This is a genomic window from Rhodococcus sp. NPDC004095, assembly GCF_053604015.1.
Genome location: NZ_JBSGGS010000014.1, coordinates 1 through 17,295, shown reverse-complemented (window position 1 = coordinate 17,295; position 17,295 = coordinate 1). Strand labels below are relative to the sequence as shown.

Annotated in this window: 17 protein-coding genes and 1 pseudogene; 12 read left to right on the top strand and 6 right to left on the bottom strand. The window is 70.7% G+C overall.

Translation table 11 applies throughout. From position 1 onward, the window contains the following. The first annotated feature begins 31 nt into the window (after positions 1-31). The 5 genes and pseudogenes from ACWEPG_RS23270 to ACWEPG_RS23250 all read left to right on the top strand — a co-directional run bounded on the left by ACWEPG_RS23270 (position 32) and on the right by ACWEPG_RS23250 (position 4,401). Positions 32-907 (top strand): XdhC family protein, encoded by an 876-nt coding sequence (locus ACWEPG_RS23270; protein WP_452595441.1) that lies wholly within the window; start codon positions 32-34, stop codon positions 905-907. After that, positions 790-1,374, top strand: a pseudogene (locus ACWEPG_RS23265) (nucleotidyltransferase family protein); the annotation flags it as partial. The gene ACWEPG_RS23270 and the pseudogene ACWEPG_RS23265, both read left to right, overlap by 118 nt. Positions 1,375-1,464: 90 nt before the next feature. Then, the gene (locus tag ACWEPG_RS23260; RefSeq protein WP_452595468.1) at positions 1,465-2,493 is read left to right on the top strand and encodes an AAA family ATPase; all 1,029 of its coding nucleotides are present in this window, start codon (positions 1,465-1,467) and stop codon (positions 2,491-2,493) included. Between the two features lie 36 nt (positions 2,494-2,529). Further along, entirely contained in the window at positions 2,530-3,192 is a 663-nt protein-coding gene (locus ACWEPG_RS23255) for an SRPBCC family protein (protein WP_450113022.1), read from the top strand. A gap of 6 nt (positions 3,193-3,198) precedes the next feature. Further along, entirely contained in the window at positions 3,199-4,401 is a 1,203-nt protein-coding gene (locus ACWEPG_RS23250; RefSeq protein ID WP_452595440.1) for a vWA domain-containing protein, read from the top strand. Here the strand turns inward: ACWEPG_RS23250 and ACWEPG_RS23245 are convergent. The 5 genes from ACWEPG_RS23245 to ACWEPG_RS23225 form a co-directional block, all read right to left on the bottom strand. Beyond that, the gene (locus ACWEPG_RS23245; protein WP_450113024.1) at positions 4,392-5,528 is read right to left on the bottom strand and encodes an Mrp/NBP35 family ATP-binding protein; all 1,137 of its coding nucleotides are present in this window, start codon (positions 5,526-5,528) and stop codon (positions 4,392-4,394) included. The two genes, ACWEPG_RS23250 and ACWEPG_RS23245, sit on opposite strands and share 10 nt — an antisense overlap. A 56-nt stretch (positions 5,529-5,584) precedes the next feature. Then, a complete protein-coding gene (locus ACWEPG_RS23240) occupies positions 5,585-6,442 on the bottom strand; it encodes a lytic transglycosylase domain-containing protein (RefSeq protein ID WP_450113025.1) in 858 nt (285 codons plus the stop codon). Between the two features lie 194 nt (positions 6,443-6,636). Further along, positions 6,637-7,704, bottom strand: a complete 1,068-nt coding sequence (locus ACWEPG_RS23235; RefSeq protein ID WP_450113026.1) for a lytic transglycosylase domain-containing protein — start codon at positions 7,702-7,704, stop codon at positions 6,637-6,639. A gap of 95 nt (positions 7,705-7,799) precedes the next feature. Next, positions 7,800-8,312 carry a DUF1003 domain-containing protein gene (locus tag ACWEPG_RS23230; protein WP_450113027.1) on the bottom strand — a complete coding sequence of 171 codons (513 nt, stop codon included), beginning with the start codon at positions 8,310-8,312 and terminating at the stop codon, positions 7,800-7,802. Beyond that, on the bottom strand, positions 8,305-9,576 hold the full coding sequence (locus ACWEPG_RS23225; RefSeq protein ID WP_450113028.1) for a magnesium transporter MgtE N-terminal domain-containing protein: 1,272 nt from the start codon (positions 9,574-9,576) through the stop codon (positions 8,305-8,307). Before ACWEPG_RS23225 ends, ACWEPG_RS23230 begins: the two co-directional genes overlap by 8 nt. A gap of 76 nt (positions 9,577-9,652) precedes the next feature. Between ACWEPG_RS23225 and ACWEPG_RS23220 the strand changes: the two genes are divergently transcribed. From ACWEPG_RS23220 to ACWEPG_RS23205, 4 genes are all read left to right on the top strand, one after another. After that, complete coding sequence (locus ACWEPG_RS23220) at positions 9,653-10,609, top strand: HpcH/HpaI aldolase/citrate lyase family protein (protein WP_450113050.1); 957 nt, start codon at positions 9,653-9,655, stop codon at positions 10,607-10,609. A 76-nt stretch (positions 10,610-10,685) separates the two neighbouring features. Beyond that, positions 10,686-11,177 (top strand): general stress protein, encoded by a 492-nt coding sequence (locus ACWEPG_RS23215; RefSeq protein ID WP_450113029.1) that lies wholly within the window; start codon positions 10,686-10,688, stop codon positions 11,175-11,177. A gap of 232 nt (positions 11,178-11,409) precedes the next feature. Further along, entirely contained in the window at positions 11,410-12,516 is a 1,107-nt protein-coding gene (locus ACWEPG_RS23210) for a winged helix DNA-binding domain-containing protein (RefSeq protein WP_450113030.1), read from the top strand. Positions 12,517-12,612: 96 nt separating this feature from the next. Then, the gene (locus ACWEPG_RS23205; RefSeq protein ID WP_450113031.1) at positions 12,613-13,203 is read left to right on the top strand and encodes a suppressor of fused domain protein; all 591 of its coding nucleotides are present in this window, start codon (positions 12,613-12,615) and stop codon (positions 13,201-13,203) included. Here ACWEPG_RS23205 and ACWEPG_RS23200 read toward each other — a convergent pair. After that, entirely contained in the window at positions 13,200-14,261 is a 1,062-nt protein-coding gene (locus ACWEPG_RS23200; RefSeq protein ID WP_450113051.1) for a magnesium and cobalt transport protein CorA, read from the bottom strand. The two genes, ACWEPG_RS23205 and ACWEPG_RS23200, sit on opposite strands and share 4 nt — an antisense overlap. 168 nt (positions 14,262-14,429) lie before the next feature. Between ACWEPG_RS23200 and ACWEPG_RS23195 the strand changes: the two genes are divergently transcribed. From ACWEPG_RS23195 to ACWEPG_RS23185, 3 genes are all read left to right on the top strand, one after another. Continuing rightward, entirely contained in the window at positions 14,430-15,284 is an 855-nt protein-coding gene (locus tag ACWEPG_RS23195; protein ID WP_450113052.1) for a PHP domain-containing protein, read from the top strand. Beyond that, the gene (locus tag ACWEPG_RS23190) at positions 15,281-15,661 is read left to right on the top strand and encodes a hypothetical protein (RefSeq protein ID WP_450113032.1); all 381 of its coding nucleotides are present in this window, start codon (positions 15,281-15,283) and stop codon (positions 15,659-15,661) included. The genes ACWEPG_RS23195 and ACWEPG_RS23190 overlap by 4 nt, the downstream gene beginning before the upstream one ends. A 334-nt stretch (positions 15,662-15,995) precedes the next feature. Next, complete coding sequence (locus ACWEPG_RS23185; RefSeq protein WP_450113033.1) at positions 15,996-17,186, top strand: NAD(P)-dependent malic enzyme; 1,191 nt, start codon at positions 15,996-15,998, stop codon at positions 17,184-17,186. Positions 17,187-17,295 lie beyond the last annotated feature (109 nt).

Below are 17,295 nucleotides of genomic sequence, written 5' to 3'. Positions count from 1 at the left end.
CGGCCACCTGATCCGACGAAAGCGGGTGTGGATGGGGACAGACGAGCGCATCGCGGAACTGACGGCGTGCCGGCAACCGTTCGTGCACGCGACGGTGGTGCGCGCGCAGTCCCCGACCTCGGCCCGCCCCGGTGACCACGCGGTCGTGCTCGCGGACGGCACCATCGAGGGATTCGTCGGCGGGCAGTGCACGCGGAACTCGGTGCGCACGACAGCCCTCGATGCGCTGCGGGACGGACAGGCGGTGCTGCTGCGGGTGCTGCCCGAGGGGGCGCCGACATTCCCGGAGGGACCCGGAGCTCGGGTGGTGGTCAACCCGTGCCTGTCGGGGGGAGCGCTGGAGATCTTCCTCGAGCCGAAACTACCCGCCCCGCAACTGTTCCTGGTGGGGGAGAACCCGACCGTCGATGCCGTGGCAGCGCTGGCGAAGCTACTGGGCCTCGACGTGGTCCGGGCCGACTCGGGCGGCCCACCGGACGGGATGACCGCTGTCGTGATCGCCACGCTCGGTGGGGACGAGGCCGCCGAGATCCGGGCCGCCCTGGACGCCGGCGTCGGGTACATCGGACTGGTCGCCAGCGCGACACGCGGGGCGGCCGTGCTCGGGGAACTCGAACTCGACCCGGACACCCGCGCCCGGGTGCACACCCCGGCCGGACTGCCGATCGGCGCCCGCGGCCCGGCCGAGATCGCACTGTCGATCCTCGCCGAGATCGTCCGGGAGATGCGGCTGGCGGGACTCGGCCGCGCGGCGCCCGTCCCGGTGCCCGAGACGGCCGTCGACCCGGTGTGCGGGATGACGGTGACGATGCGCGCCGAGGCGCCGCACGTCGAGGCCGACGGCGGCACGGTGTGGTTCTGCGGTCCCGGGTGCCGCGACCGATACCTGCGGGAGCGCGCGCGGTGAAGGTCACCGGCATCGTCCTCGCCGCGGGCTCGTCGTCGCGCCTGGGCCGACCCAAGCAACTCCTCGCCTACCGGGGCGGAACCCTCCTCGGTGAGGTGCTGACGGTCGTGCGGGACTGCCGGTTCGACCAGGTGGTGGTGGCCCTCGGAGGCGCCGCCGCCGAAGTGGAGGCCATGGTCGACCTCGACGGCACGGTGGTGGTGCACAACCCCGACTTCGGCTCCGGTTGCGCGTCGTCGATCACCCGCGCACTCGACGCGGTCGACCGGGATTCCGCCGGCGTCGTCCTGCTCCTCGGCGACCAGCCGGGTATCGACCCGGCCGTGGTGCGGGAGCTGATCCGCCGGGGACCCGCCACGGGCGCCGCGGTGTGCCGGTACCGCGACGGCCGTGGGCACCCGATCTTCTTCGGGCGGGAGGTGTTTCCCGACCTGCACGCCATGCACGGTGACAAGGCGGTCTGGCGGCTGCTCGAGTCGGGCCGGATCCCCGTCGTCGAGCTGCCGGTCGACGCGGACGTCCCCCGCGATGTCGACACCTGGGACGACTATCGGGAACTGCAGCGCCGGGACGAACCTTGTGGCGGCTTTCGTGACATCGCCGACGTGGTTGCACGATTCGACGCCCGCGATCACCTGCTCGACGAGGGCACCGCGGCAGCGATATACCTCGCAACCGAGCTCGGCCGGCCGCTACTGCTCGAAGGTGAACCGGGCGTCGGGAAGACCACCGCGGCGAAGACGCTCGCCGAGGCATTGGGAGCCGAGCTGATCCGGCTGCAGTGCTACGAGGGGCTCGGGGTGGCGGAAGCCCTGTACGACTGGAACTACCAGCGGCAGATGCTCGCGATCCGGCTGGCCCAGGACAGGGCGGCACCGCCGGCCGAGCCGGACAGGGCGGCACCGCCGGCCGAGCCGGACAGGACAGCTCCGCCGGCCGAGCCGGACAGGACAGCTCCGCTGTCGGCGCAACATGCGACAGCACCACTGTCGGCGGACGATCTGTTCACCGAGGAGTTCCTGCTCGAGCGGCCGATCCTGCGCTGCGTCCGGCACCGATCCGGTCCGGCGCCGGTGCTGCTGGTCGACGAGATCGACCGCGCCGACGACGAATTCGAGGCACTGCTGCTGGAGTTCCTCGGCGAGTCGGCGGTGACGGTGCCCGAGTTGGGCACCTTCGCCGCACGGACCCCACCACGGGTGGTGCTCACGTCGAACCGCAGCCGCGACCTGCACGACGCGTTGCGTCGACGCTGCCTGTACCACTGGATCGAGTACCCGCGGCCGGAGCGGGCGGTGGCGATCCTGCGGCGGAAGGTGCCCGCAGCGAACACCGCGCTGGTCGGGTCCGTTGTCGGATTCGTCGGCGAGGTTCGCCGGCTCGACCTCGACAAGCCGCCCGGCGTCGCGGAGGCGATCGACTGGGTGGCGGCCCTCGCCGCCCTCGGGGCCGCCGACCTCGCCGGCTCCGATCTCGCCCGGGCCGACATCGTCGCGAGCATCGGCGCGCTGGCCAAGACGCCGGACGACCGCGCCGCGGTGCTTGCGCTCCTCGACGGCGACGAACGCGGGGGACAGGGTGGATGAGTACAGGGAGATTGAGGAAGGGAAGGGCTGGAAACGATGAAGTTCTCGCACGAGTTCACGGTCGACGCACCGATCGACACCGCCTGGGCGGAGCTCACCGACCTCGAGTCCGTGGCCGTGCTGCTGCCGGGCGCACAGCTCACCGGACGCGACGGCGACGCCTACCTCGGCACCGTCAAGGTGAAGGTCGGCCCCGTCACCGGCGAATTCGCAGGGCGGGCGGCGTTCCGGGAGAAGAACGACCGAGCGCATCGGGCGGTCATCGAGGCGAGTGGACGCGACGCGCGTGGCGGCAGCAACGCATCGGCGACCATCACGGTGGCGCTCGACGAAACCTCCGACGGAACGACCGCAGCCGTGGTCACCGACATGCGGATAGTCGGCAAGCTCGCACAGTTCGGCAGCGGGGTCATCGGACAGGTGTCGGAGAAGCTGATGGGGCAGTTCGCCGACGCGCTGGCGGCCAAGCTGGCCAAGACCACCGCTCCCATGCTGACCGTGGTGAACGGCGATGCCGAGACATCGGACTCGCCGGTGCCGCAATCGAAACCGCGACCCCAGCCGATGCCGGAGCCGGAACCGATCGACCTGATGAGCCTGGCCGGACCGACCATCCTGCGCCGGCTCCTTCCCGCGGCCGTCGCGTTCGTGTCGGGAGCCGTGGTCGTGCTGCTGATGCGGTGGTTGCGCGGGCGGTGAGCGGTCGTGCCGGGGCGGGGCGTCGATGTCGCGGCGTTCGCGGTCGCACTCGGGGTGCGGCTCAGGGACGCAGGTGTCGAGGTGTCTCCACCTGCCGCGGGGGAGTTCGCGCGGGCGCTGGCCGTGCTGCCGCCGAGTTCGTCGGACCGCCTGTACTGGGCTGCACGGCTGACCCTGGTGCACAGGCAGTCCGATCTCGCCGCGTTCGACGAGGTGTTCTCGGAGGTGTTCGGTCGATCGGTAGCGGAGCTGGACCCGAACGCGCGGAGAGCGCACCAGGTCCCGAACCCGCAGGGCACCACCACAACTGCGACGAGTCACCCGCCCGCGCCGGTCCGTCCCGGTAGCGGTGGCGCCGCCGCCGTGGCCACCCTGCGACCGGTGCGGAGTGAGCCGGCCCGCGGGATCCCGGACCCGCTGGCCAGTGCTGGAGTCGCCGCAGGGGCACGGCCGTTCGCCGCGTTCGACGCCGATCGCCTGCGTGAGCTCCGGGCATGGCTGGACGGGCTCACCGAGGAATGGCCACCGCGCCGCACGCGGCGTTACCGGCCGCACCCCAGTGGTCGGCGGATTGCGTTGCGGGAGACCATCGCCCGGTCCAGGAGGACCGGCTGGGAGGCGATGCGCATCGTGCGCACACTACCGGCGACCCGGCCACGTCGGGTGGTGCTGCTCTGCGATGTCAGCCGGTCCATGCTGCCGTTCGTCGACCAGTGCCTGCACCTGATGCGTGCGACGGCGCTGCGGAGCGGAACGCGGGCGCGTCCGGAGGTGTACGCGTTCTCCTCCGGGCCTACCCGGCTCACCGCAGTGCTGGCTCACCGATCCGCCACCGCCGCGCTGGCACACGCCAACGAGAGGGTTGTCGACCGTCTCGGTGGTACCCGGATCGCGGACAGTCTGCGCACACTGCTCGCGTCCCGCCACGGCCTCACGCTGCGCGGCGCGGTCGTGGTGATCGTGTCCGACGGCTGGGACAGTGACCCGCCGGAGGACCTGGCCGTGTCGATGGCGCGACTGCACCGCCGGGCGTACCGGGTGATCTGGATCAATCCGCGGGCAGATGCGCCGGGCTTCCGGCCCCTGGTCGGGTCGATGGCCGCCGCGCTGCCCTATGTCGACCGCTTCGTGGCGGCTGCGCCACCTGTGCGCACTTCTGGTGGTCGGAGACACCGGAAAGGCGCACAGGTGCGGAGCGCCTACAGGTGACGCGTGGTGTCGATGCCGAGGGACATGCCGGCGAGCCCGCGGGCACGGACGGAGAGCTTGTCGGCGATCTCCCGCAGCGCGGTGCCGGCCGGGGAGTCCGGGGCGCCGAGCACGATCGGGACACCGGCGTCGCCGCCCTCGCGGACCGCCTGCTCGAGCGGGATCTGGCCGAGCAGAGGAACTTTCGCGCCGACGGCGCGGGTGAGCCGGTCGGCGACCATCTGACCGCCGCCGGAGCCGAACACGTCCATGCGGGTGCCGTCGGGAAGCTCCATCCACGACATGTTCTCCACCACACCGACGATCCGCTGGCGGGTCTGCAGCGCGATCGACCCGGCCCGCTCGGCGACCTCGGCGGCGGCCTGCTGCGGGGTGGTCACGACGAGGATCTCCGCGCCGGGGATGAGCTGGGCGACGGAGATGGCCACGTCGCCGGTGCCGGGCGGCAGGTCCAGCAGCAGCACGTCCAGGTCACCCCAGAACACGTCGGCGAGGAACTGCTGCAGCGCGCGGTGCAGCATCGGTCCGCGCCACACGACGGGAGTGTTCCCCTGGGTGAACTGGGCGATCGAGATCATCTTCACGTCGTGCGCCTGCGGCGGCATGATCATCCGCTCGACCTGAGTCGGCTTGGCGTCGGTGCCGAGCATACGGGGGATGGAGTGACCGTAGATGTCGGCGTCGAGCACGCCGACCGACAGGCCCTTCGCGGCCATCGCCGCGGCGAGGTTCACGGTGACCGAGGACTTGCCGACACCACCCTTGCCGGACGCGACGGCGTACACGCGGGTGAGGGAGCCGGGCTGGGCGAACGGGATGACCGGCTCGGCGGAGTCGCCGCGCAGGGACTTGCGGAGTTCGGTGCGCTGCTCGTCGCTCATCACGTCGAGTTCGACGCGAATGGCGCCGATGCCCGCGACGTCGGCGACGGCCTTGGTGACCCGCTCGGTGATCTCGGTGCGCATCGGGCAGCCCGCGGTGGTCAGGTAGATCTCGATGTCGACGTTGCCGTCGTCGGCGAGGGTGACACTCTTGACCATGCCCAGGTCCGTGATGGGCTTGCGGATCTCCGGGTCGATCACCTTGGCCAGGGCGCTGCGAACGTCGGACTCGGTCACTGCTGACATACCCCCATGTTAGGGCGTGTCTCCCGATCCCCTTGCCGCCGCCCCGCGCTGCGGGCTCAGTGGATACGCGGCAGGTCGGCGGCGCTCGGGTTGATACCGGTCGAGTACGCGAGGGACCACGCGGTCACGTTCGCGACGTAGGCCATCGAGTTGTTGTACCGGAGGATCGCCTTGGTGGCCGAGGCGATGTCGCGCATGTCGGTGCCGCCGTCGCACAGGTAGTTCGCGGTGGACGCGGCCGCGTCGTAGAGATTCTGCGGGTCGGCGACGCCGTCGCCGTTGCCGTCGATGCCGTACCGGGCCCAGGTGGTGGGGATGAACTGGGTGGGGCCGACCGCGCGGTCGTAGACGGTGTCACCGTCGAGCGCGCCGCCGTCGGTGTCCATGATCGTGGCCTGGCCGGGCAGGCTGCCGTTGAGGGGCAGGCCGATGATCGGCTCGAGCAGGTTGCCCCTGTCGTCGGCCTTGCCGCCGTTGGCGTGGCTGGACTCGACGCGGCCGACACCGGCGACCTGCATCCAGTTGATGCCGCAGCCCGGGTCGCGTTCGGCCATGATCTTCTCGGCCGACTGGTAGGCGGCGAAGTTGATGGCGGGGATGCCGAGCGGGCCGTCGGGCAGCGGTGCGGGCGCGGGAGCGGGAGCCGGTTCGGTGGCCGGTGCGGCGGCGATGGCGGGAGCCGCGGCCGCGGGTTCCGGGGTGACCTGGGCCGGCGTCTCGGTGGCTGCGGGCGCGGCCGGTGCATCGGGGGACTCGGTGATGGGCGACGCCTCGGCGGCCGTCAGGAAGGGGATGGTGAGGGGGGCTCCGGTGGCCGTCGCCGCGGTGGCCAGTCCGGTCGGGACGAGACCGGACAGGGCGATGACCGAGTTGCGTTTCACCTTCGAGCTGGACGGCTTGCTGTGGCGACCCACCTGGTACCTCCTGCGGCCCCAGGGTGGGGCTTGTAAGTGCTGTGAACCGCAGCCGACGCTACCTGATTCGAGACATGTCCGTTATCTTGCTGTGACAATCTGGACGCTCGACCTGGAGCGAAGGGCCAGCTGAAGGCAGGTTTTCAGGAGATCTCGAAAATATCTCGACCTGGGCGGGTCGAGTGACGAAAGGGTTACTGCGCCGCGCCGGGTGCCGGCGCCGGGCCCGGCGGGCAGAACGCCAGGCACGGCAGCGGGGGCAGCGTCGGCAGCGCGGGCAGACCAGGGATCAGCGGGGCGGCCGGAGCCGGTCCGGGCGCGGCGGCGTCGCGCAGGAGGTTGGCTTCCCGCTCCGGCGCGGCGGGTGTCGGCGCGGCCGGCGTCGGTTCGGCCGGACGGCCGGGCTCGACCGGCATCTCGGGGATCTCGCCCGGGGCGGGTGTCCCGCCCGCGGCGTAGGCCGCGGACCACGCGAGCACATTCGAGGCGTACGCCATCGAATTGTTGTAGCGCAGGACCGCTCTCGTCTCCTGGTCGCGCTCACGCAGGTTCAGGCCGCCGGAACACAGGTAGCGGGCCGCGGCGAGCGACGCGTCGAACACGTTGTTCGGGTCGGCCCTGCCGTCGTCGTTGCCGTCGGCGGCGTACCGGACCCAGGTGCCCGGGATGAACTGCATCGGACCCACCGCGCGGTCGTGGGCGGAATCGCCGTCCAGCGCACCGCGGTCGGTGTCGGTGATGACGTTGTTCCCGGCCAGCGACCCGTCGAGGCGCGGGCCGAGGATCGGGGTGACGGTGGTGCCCGCGGCGTCGGTGCGTCCGCCGCCGGCGTGGCCCGACTCGATCCGGCCGATGCCGGCCAGCAGGTGCCAGGTGACCCCGCAGTCCGGCGTGTCGGCCGCGAGCGTGGCCTCCGCCGAGCGGTAGGCGCCGAGCACCAGTTCCGGGATGCCGAGCGCACCGATCGTGACCGGGATCGGGGTCAGGGACTCGGCGAACGGCGACGACAGGCGCTCGGCGACTGCGGGCGGTAGGTCGAATGCGACCGGCGGGGGCGGTGTGTACGCGTGCGGGGCGCGGGTCAGGCGCGGGGCGGGAGCGAGCACCCCGACCGTGCCGCTCGGTGGCTCGTCGGTGGCCGCCGCCATCGGCGCGGCGACTGCGGCGGGGGTCGGCGTCGTGCCGCCCCCGATCGACATCCCGACGGTCACCCCTCCGACCAGTGCGGCCGTGGCGATGCCCGCCAGCCCCCTCACGCGCATTCACTGCCCTCTCGTCCCGTGTCCTCCCGGCCCCCGCCCGGAATGTGACCGAGATTACGGAACGGCCACGCCGCGCGTGGCCGTTCCGTTGTGCGCTACCGGTGCGGGCGCGATTCCTCGCCCTCACTCTCGGCGAGCAGTGTCTTGATCTCCTCGAGTTCCCGGCGGAGGTAGTCACGGGTGGCGACCTCGCCGATCGCCAGCCGCAGCGACGCCAGTTCCCGGGCCAGGAACTCGGTGTCCGCCTTGGTCTGTTCGGCGCGCGCCCGGTCCTCTTCGAGCGAGACCCGGTCCCGGTTCTCCTGCCGGTTCTGCGCCAGCAGGATCAGTGGGGCGGCGTACGCGGCCTGCGTGGAGAACGCCAGGTTCAGCAGGATGAAGGGATACGGATCCCACTGCAGTCCGACGGCCGCGACGTTCAGGATGATCCACACGATGACGATCACCGTCTGGATCAGCAGGTACTTGCCGGTGCCGAGGAACCGGGCGATCGACTCGCTGACCCGGCCGACGGCCTCGACGTCGATCTGGAATCCGCGCCACCGGCGGCCCGGCGTTTCCAGGCGGGCACGGGCACTCTGCGCGGCGGGCTGGCGCTTGTCACTCATCGGCCGTTTCCTCTTCCCGCCAGTCCTCCGGCAGCAGGTGGTCGAGCACGTCGTCGACGGCGACCGCGCCGAGCAGGTGCCCCTCGTCGTCCACGACCGGTCCGCACACCAGGTTGTACCGGGCGAAGTACCGGGTCACCATCGCCAGCGGATCCTCGGGCGAGAGCTGGATCATGTCGGTGTCGAGCAGTCCGCCGACCAGCGACGCCGGCGGCTCCCTCAGCAGTCGCTGCAGGTGGACGCACCCGAGATAGCGTCCGGTCGGCGTGGAGATCGGTGGCCGCACGACGAATGCCATGCTCGCCAGCGCCGGAGTCAGGTCGGGATTACGGGCCCGCGCCAGCGCCTCGGCGACGGTGGTCGAGGGAGTGAGGATCACCGGCTCCGGGGTCATCAGGCCGCCAGCGGTGTCGGGGGAGTGCTCGAGCAGGCGACGCACCGGCTCGGAGTCCTCCGGGTCCATCAGCTGCAGCAGGGATTCCGCCTCGGTCTCCGGCAGTTCGCCGAGCAGGTCGGCCGCGTCGTCGGGGTCCATCGCCTCGAGCACGTCCGCGGCCCGCTCCACCTCCAGGTGGGTGAGCAGGTCGGTCTGGTCGTCCGTCGGCAGTTCCTGCAGCACGTCGGCGAGCCGCTCGTCGTCGAGCGCGACCGCGACCTCGTGGCGGCGTTTGTCGGGCAGCTCGCGCATCGCGTTCGCGACGTCGGCGGGCCGCATCCCGTCGAACTGGGCCAGCAGCTGAGTGACCCCCTGGCCGGGGAGGGCGAGCTGCGAATGCGTCAGTCCCTGCACGTGCTGCCACTCCACGATGTGGATCGGCGAGCGGCGGGCCAGCCCGGTGCGCGGTTTGCGGACCGCCACCCGGGAGACCACCCAGTCCCGGGTGCGGGTCAGCTCGATGCCGAGGTCGACGACGAGCACCTCCAGGCCGGCGAGCTCCTCCAGTTCGGGGTCGTCGACCCGGACCCGGGTGTCGACGACCTGGGCGAGGGCCAGTACCTCGCCCGGCTTCTGGGTGAACTTGCGCAGGCTGACGCTGCCGGTGAGCGTGACCGACCCCGGCTCGATCGCCGTCACCCGCAGCATGGGAACGAAGATCCGTCGCCGGGTCACCAACTCGACGACCAGTCCCAGCACCCGCGGTCGCTGTCGTCCGATCCGGATGGTGATGACGACGTCGCGGACCCGGCCGATGGATTCGCCGTCGGGGCCTAGGACCACCAGACCCGCGAGCCTGGCTGCGAAGACCTTGCTCACTGCTGCCATGATGGCAAGGCTAATTGGCTCGGTGTCCGGACGTCGGATCGCGGACACCTCCACGGTTCTCGGTGGGAGGTCCACGATGGTGCAGGCGCGACCGCGGCGCTCGGTGCTCGCAGTTCCCGGCAGCAACCGAAAGATGATCGAGAAGGCGAAGGGGCTGCCCGCGGACGAGGTCTTCCTCGACCTCGAGGACGCCGTCGCCCCAATCGCAAAAGCGAAGGCGCGCACCGAGATCGCGGACGCACTCGCGTCCGACGGCTGGGGTTCGCAGATCAAGGTGGTGCGGATCAACGACTGGACCACCGAGTGGACGTATGCCGACGTGGTGGACGTGGTCTCCGCCGCCGGTGCACACCTGGACGCGATCCTGCTGCCGAAGGTGACCGATGCCAGTCACGTTCAGGCACTGGACCTGCTGCTGACCCAGGTCGAGAAGGCCAATGGGCTCGAGGTCGGGAGGATCGGCATCGAGGCGCAGATCGAGAACGCGATCGGCCTGACCAACATCAACTCCATCGCCACCGCCAGCCCGCGGATGCAGACGCTGGTGTTCGGCCCCGCCGACTTCATGGCGAGCATCAACATGCGCACCCTGGTGGTCGGCGAGCAGCCGGAGGGCTACGACACCGGTGACGCCTATCACCACATTCTGATGACGATCCTGATGGCGGCTCGCGCACACGGTCTCGAGGCGATCGACGGACCGTACCTGCAGATCCGGGATGTCGACGCGTTCCGGCGCGCGGCGGCACGGACCGCGGCGCTCGGGTTCGACGGCAAGTGGGTGCTGCACCCGACGCAGATCGACGCGGCGAACGAGGTGTTCAGCCCACGTCAGGCCGACTACGACCAGGCCGAGATGATCCTCGAGGCGTACGAGTACCACACGTCGGCGGCCGGCGGCGGACGCGGCGCGGCGATGCTCGGGGACGAGATGATCGACGAGGCGAGCGCGAAGATGGCTCAGGTGATCGCGGCGAAGGGACGCGCCGCGGGGATGTCGCGCACAACGCGGTTCGAGCCCGAAACTCCGTAAACTGGACGTCGGGCGCGCCCGTCGGGCGAGGCCCGCACGGCCCATCACAGCCCGGAGGAAAACAGGAGTGCCGACGATGACGAATCCACTCGGACCGCCGAATCAGCCCGGACGCGGTGGTCTTCCGACCCCGCCCAGCGGGTGGCCGATCGGCTCCTACCCCACGTACGCGGAGGCGCAGCGCGCCGTCGACTACCTGTCCGACCAGCAGTTCTCGGTGGAGGACGTCACCATCGTCGGTGTCGACCTGATGCAGGTGGAGCGTGTGCTCGGGCGTCTCACCTGGGCGAAAGTCATTGGTGGCGGAGTCGTTTCGGGTGCCTGGCTCGGTGTGTTCCTGGGGCTGCTGCTCGGCCTGTTCACGGACAACCTGCTCGGACCGCTGATCGCGGGCATCCTCGGCGGCATCGTGTTCGGCGTCATCTCGACGACCATCCCGTACGCCGCCACCCGCGGCACCCGCGACTTCGCGTCGACGATGCAGCTGGTCGCAGGCCGCTACGACGTGCTGTGTGAACCGAAGACGGCCGAGCGGGCCCGCGACATGCTCGCGAAGCTGGCGCTGTAACCGGCGTACGAGGCGCCGCCCGGTCCGTGGGGAAGCGGACCGGGCGGCGCCGCATTTCGCGGTGCGGGCACGCCGAATCCTCTACTACGGCACCGGAGTTTGCTGATGGTGGGGTGATTCCGGCCGGCGGGCGCCGGCCGTGGGCCGGCGTCGTCCGCCTGGCGTGGAGCCGGCCCGCCTCCGGAACTACTGTGATTTCCGCCCGTTCCGAATCGGCTGTGCAGGGGGATGCATGCGGACGACACTCGACACCCGCGAGCTCGGTCGGGCGACGCTGGCGCGCCAGCATCTGCTGGAGCGGGTCACCGCCTCCACGGAGGTCGTGACCCGGCACCTTTTCGGCCTGCAGGCGCAGTCACCGACCGCGCCGTACTTCGCGCTGTGGTCGCGGGTGGACGGCTTCCGGCCCGACGACCTGGCACGGTTGCTCGAGGATCGGACGGTGGTCCGGATCGCGGTGATGCGCGGGACCGTGCACGCGGTCGCCGCGGCGGACGCGCTCGTGCTGCGGCCCTGGCTGCAGCCGATCATGGACCGCGATCTGCGAACCAACACCCAGCACGCGAAGGCTCTCGTCGGATGCGACACGGGGGCGGTGGCCGCGCACTCCCGCGACCTGCTCGACGCCACCCCGATGACCCTCGCGGCGTTGCGCCCGCACCTGGCGCGGCGGTGGCCGGACCGCGATCCCGCCGCGCTCGCTCACGCGGTACGGGCCCTGCTCCCGCTGGTGCAGGTGCCGCCGCGTGGCCTCTGGGGACGCTCCGGACAGCCCGTGTGCACGACGCTGGAGCACTGGACCGGTGAGCCGCTCGCCGCACCCGACCCGGAACGAATCGTGATGCGCTACCTCGCCGCCTACGGACCGGCATCGGTCGCCGACGCGCAGGCGTGGTCCGGCCTGACCCGGCTCGGTGAGGTGTTCGACCGGCTGCGACCGCGACTGCGGGTGTTCGCGGACGTCGGCGGCGCGGACCTGTTCGACCTGCCGGACGCACCCCGCCCCCACGCGGACGCACCTGCCCCGGTCCGGATCCTCGCTCCCTTCGACAGCGTGCTCCTCTCCCACGCCGATCGGACCCGGATCGTCGACGACGAGCACCGCCGCGTGCTGTTCACCGTCAACGGCATCGTCAAGCCGGCGGTCCTGGTGGACGGCCGGGTCGCCGGGTTCGTCGCACCGGGCATCGGAAAGGGTGCGGCCGTCGTGGATGTCACTCTGCTGCAGGAACTTCCCAGGCGGGTACTGGCCGACGTCGAGGCGGAAGCGCTGAGGCTGCTTCGCTTCGCGCATCCGGGCGCCGAGTCACACGACGTCCGGGTCGCCGCGGCACGGTGACCGCCGACCGCGTGGTCGCCTGCCGCCGGCGTGGTGGCACCGACCGGACTCCGCCGTCCTGATCAGGGGCGAATCGGCAGTCGGGTGTTAGATGGAGTGGTGATCGACGACGTCCTGCCCTCAGTTCGTGCCCACCTGGTCGAGCGGATCGGTGGGCCGCAGCCGTCGGCCGCGTCGGTGACGTTCCTCGGCCTCGAGCCGCTCGAGGTGCTGCGATTCGAGGCCGACGCCGACGACCTGGTCCGGTACGTCACCCTCGGCTGTTCCCGGCACCCCATGGGCGATCCCAGCGACCTCGTCGCGGACCCGGTCCGCGGCCCACGCGCTGAGCTGGTGCTCACACTGCACGGTGGGCTCGGCGCCGCGTCCGGGGTGCACAAGTCGCTCGCAATCCTCGCTGCGGCACCGGCGGTCGAGGGTGTGGTGCTCGCAGCGGACGGCCTGCTCGATCTCGGTGAGCCGCTGTGGGTGGGGGCCCCGTTCAGCGCGATCCTACTGGGGGACAGCGGTATCGACGATCTCGTGTTGCCCGAGCCCGCCGATCCGGTCCGGTTCCTCGGCGCGGTGCCGATCACCGGTACCGAGGCCGCATGGGTTCGGCTGCGCGGTGCCGCCGCGCTCCGGGAGGCATGGGTGGAGGCAGGCATCGACGTCCGCGACCCCGGACGCGGACCGGTCTCGCTCTAGAGCCAGTTGTTGCGCCGGAACGTCACGAACAGCCCCACACAGATCACCGCGACGAACCCGAGCACCGCGGGATACCCGAAGGTCCATTGCAGTTCGGGCATGTGCTCGAAGTTCATTCCGTAGACGCCCGCGACCATCGTCGGGACCGCGGCGATGGCGACCCAGGACGAGATCTTGCGCATGTCGGTGTTCTGCTGGACCGCGACCTTCGCCAGCGCCGCCTCGACGAGGGTGCTGAGCACCTCGTCGAACTCCGAAACCCGTTCGGCGACGATCGTGTGGTGGTCGTGGACGTCCCGCAGGTACCGTCGAACCTCCTTCGGGACACCGAGACTCGAGTCCTGCCCGAGCCGCTGCAGTGGGCTGGCGAGCGGGGCGACCGACTTGCGTAGCTCCACGATCTCTCGCTTGAGGAGGTAGATCTGCTCGATCGCGACCCGGCTTCGGGGGCTGAACACGTCCTCCTCCAGCAGATCCACGTCGCGTTCGACGAAGGCGGTCACGGCCAGGTAGCTGTCGACGACGTGGTCTGCGATGGCGTGCAGTACCGTCGTCGGGCCGAGCGCCAGACGCTGCGGGTTCGCGTCCATCTCGGCGCGGACGCCGGAGAGTCCGGAGTGGTCGCCGTGGCGCACGGTGACGACGAAGTCGCGGCCGACGAAGATCATGATCTCGCCGGTCTCGACGATCTCCCGCGCGGTCGAGATCGACTCGTGCTCGACATAGTTCACGGTCCGCAGGACGAGGAACAGCACGTCGTCGTAGACCTCGAGTTTGGGGCGCTGGTGTGCGTGCACCGCGTCCTCGACCATCAGCTCGTGCAGGCCGAAAACCTCTGCCACGGAATTCATCTGGTGCTCGTCCGGGGCGTGCAGGCCCACCCAGGCGAAACCGGTGCCGCGCTCACGGACCTCGGCGAGCGCTGCGGAATGGGTGTACCGGCCGGGTAGCCGGTGCCCGTCCACGTACACCGCGCAGTCCACGATCGCGCGGGCCGCGGGCACCCGCACGGCGCGCGGCGGCGAGCCGGACGACCGCAGCGTCGGGATCGGCGGTATCGACGGCCCCACGGTCACCTCCCGGTCGCTCGAATCGATCTGAGCCAATCCTATGCCGCGGCGGTGCCGCGGCGGCGACGCGACGAGGCGCGGCGGGTCGCCGCCTGGAACACGCGGCGGGTCGCCGCCTGGAACATGCGGCGCTTCGCGGCCTGGAAGAATGGCGGGGTGCGTATCGACCTTCACACCCACTCCAGTTCCTCGGACGGCACCGACAGGCCCGCCGAGGTGGTGCGGGCTGCCGCCGAGGCGGGACTGCGGGTCGTCGCGCTGACCGATCACGACACCACGTCGGGGTGGGCGGAGGCCGTCGATGCCCTGCCGTCCGGTCTGACCCTGGTTCGGGGCATGGAGATGTCCTGCGAGGGTCGCGGCGAGGACGGTATGCCGGTCGCCGTGCACCTGCTCGCGTATCTGTTCGACCCCACGAACGAGGCGTTCGCGCGGGAGCGGGAGCGGCTGCGTGCCGAGCGGACGTCCCGCCTGCGGGGGATGGCGGAGAAGATGGCCGCCGACGGTCTGCCGATCGACCCGGATGCGGTGATGGCGGCCGCGGGCCCGGCCGCCGGTCGCCCGCACCTGGCGCGTGCGCTGGTCGACGCCGGCGTCGTCGGCTCGGTGAACGAGGCGTTCGCGGACTTGCTCAAGACGCGCGGCCGGTACTACGTGCACAAGGCGGACACCCCGTTGCCCGACGCGATTCGGATGGTCGCGCAGGCCGGTGGGGTGAGCGTCCTGGCGCATCCGCGTGCCTCGGCACGCGGCCGGCTGATGGACATGGACCAGATCGGCGAACTCGTCGCCGACGGACTCGGCGGTGTCGAGGTCGCCCATCACGACCACCAGGCCGCGGACGAGAGGATCCTGCGCGGCATCGCCGCCGATCTGGATCTGATCGTGACCGGGTCGTCCGACTACCACGGGTCCAACAAGTCGGTGGTGCTCGGCGAGTTCGTCACCGCACCCGAGCAGTACGAGCGGCTGATCGCGGCGTCGAACGGCATCGAGGTGGTGGCGGGATGAGCGACGCCTGGGTCGACGAGTACGACGACGAGCGGTACGGCAGGCAGGCCGCCGCGGGCCGCGAACCGCGCTGGGAACCTCCGCGTGGACCGCGCAGGCGCAGTGCCCCGGCCCGGGCGCTGCAGGCGCTCAGCGGCGCCGTGACGGCGGGCGTCGTGCTGCTCGCCGCGGTGGTGATCGTGACCGCGTACCTGGGGTCCCGGCGGGGCTTTCCCGGGCCGGGCGCGGTGTCGGTCGCGGCTCACGTCGTCGCGGCCGTTGTGGTGGTGGTTGCGCAGCGGTTCGCCGATCACCGGCGTGGTCCGGTCGCGATCGCCGGGTCCGTGGCCGTGTTTTTGGTCACAATCGGGTTGCTCTGGACCCAGTGGTGGGGGTAGCTCACCGAAACGGCTGCTCACACGTGAGATTTGCCAGTGGTGAGCCCGTGGTGGCACACTTGCTGCACTCCAATGCCGGTGCCACCGCCTGGTAGGGAGTCGAAGTCGGATTCAACCAGCGGCAGATTTCAGTGCCCGGGCTCACCCCGCCCGGTGCCATCGCGGCTCCGAAGTGAGTGCCTCTCCCGTAGACCAATCGGGCCCCGATCGTGCACCCTCGGAGCGTTCAGCTCTTCACCGAAAAACCTGCGGCTGCGTCGAAAAACATCCTTCGCCGCTGCTACTTACCAGTAACCCGCCCCCGAGTGGTGGCGGCATGAGTAGGAGTGTCATCGTGTCTCTCGTGTCTGAACCAACCACCCCGCCCAAGGTTGAGCTGACCGACGAAGAGATCTTCTCCGGCCACATCGGCGGCAAGCTCTCGGTCGAGACGACGGCTCCCCTCGATACCCAGCGTGCGCTGTCGATCGCGTACACCCCCGGCGTCGCGCAGGTGTCCCGCGCGATCCACGCGGACGAGACCCTCGCCGACCGATACACCTGGACCAGCCGCCTCGTTGTCGTCGTCAGCGACGGCTCCGCGGTGCTCGGTCTCGGCGACATCGGCCCGCGCGCGTCGCTGCCGGTGATGGAGGGCAAGTCGGCGCTGTTCAAGAACTTCGCCGGCCTGAACTCGATCCCCCTGGTGCTCGACACCAAGGACCCGGACGAGATCGTCGAGACCCTGATCCGGCTCCGTCCGAGCTTCGGTGCGGTCAACCTCGAGGACATCTCGGCGCCGCGGTGCTTCGAGATCGAGAAGCGGGTCATCGAGGCCCTCGACTGCCCGGTCATGCACGACGACCAGCACGGCACCGCGATCGTCGCGCTGGCCGCGCTCAAGGGCGCGGTGAAGGTCCAGGACCGCGACATCACCAAGCTGCGCGTGGTGATCTCCGGAGCAGGCGCCGCCGGTGTCGCCTGCGCGAACATCCTGCTCGCCGCGGGCATCACCGACATCACCGTCCTCGACTCGAAGGGCATCGTCTCCTCCGATCGCGGTGACCTGAACGAGATCAAGGCCGACCTGGCCGCCCGCACCAACCCCGCCGGGCGCACCGGTGGCATCGTCGAGGCCCTCGACGGCGCCGACGTGTTCCTGGGCGTCTCCGCGGGCACCGTGCCGGAGGAGATCATCGCGACGATGGCCGACGACGCGATCATCTTCGCGATGTCGAACCCGGACCCGGAGATCCACCCGGACATCGCGCGCAAGCACGCCGCGATCGTCGCTACGGGCCGTTCGGACTTCCCGAACCAGATCAACAACGTGCTCGCGTTCCCCGGCGTGTTCAAGGGCGCCCTGGACGCGGGTGCCCGCCGGATCACCGAGGGCATGAAGCTCGCGGCCGCGGAGGCGATCCTGTCCGTCGTCGCGGACGAGCTCGCGGTCGACAAGATCGTGCCGAGCCCGCTCGACCCGCGCGTGGCTCCGGCGGTCGCCGAGGCCGTCGCCAAGGCCGCCAAGGAAGAGGGCGTCGCCTAGCCCCACGCACCACCCGGCTGAAGGGCACTTTCGTTCGGTTCAACCGAACGAAAGTTCACAACCTAAGAAACCTATATCACACCACTGAAAACCAAACACCCACACAGTA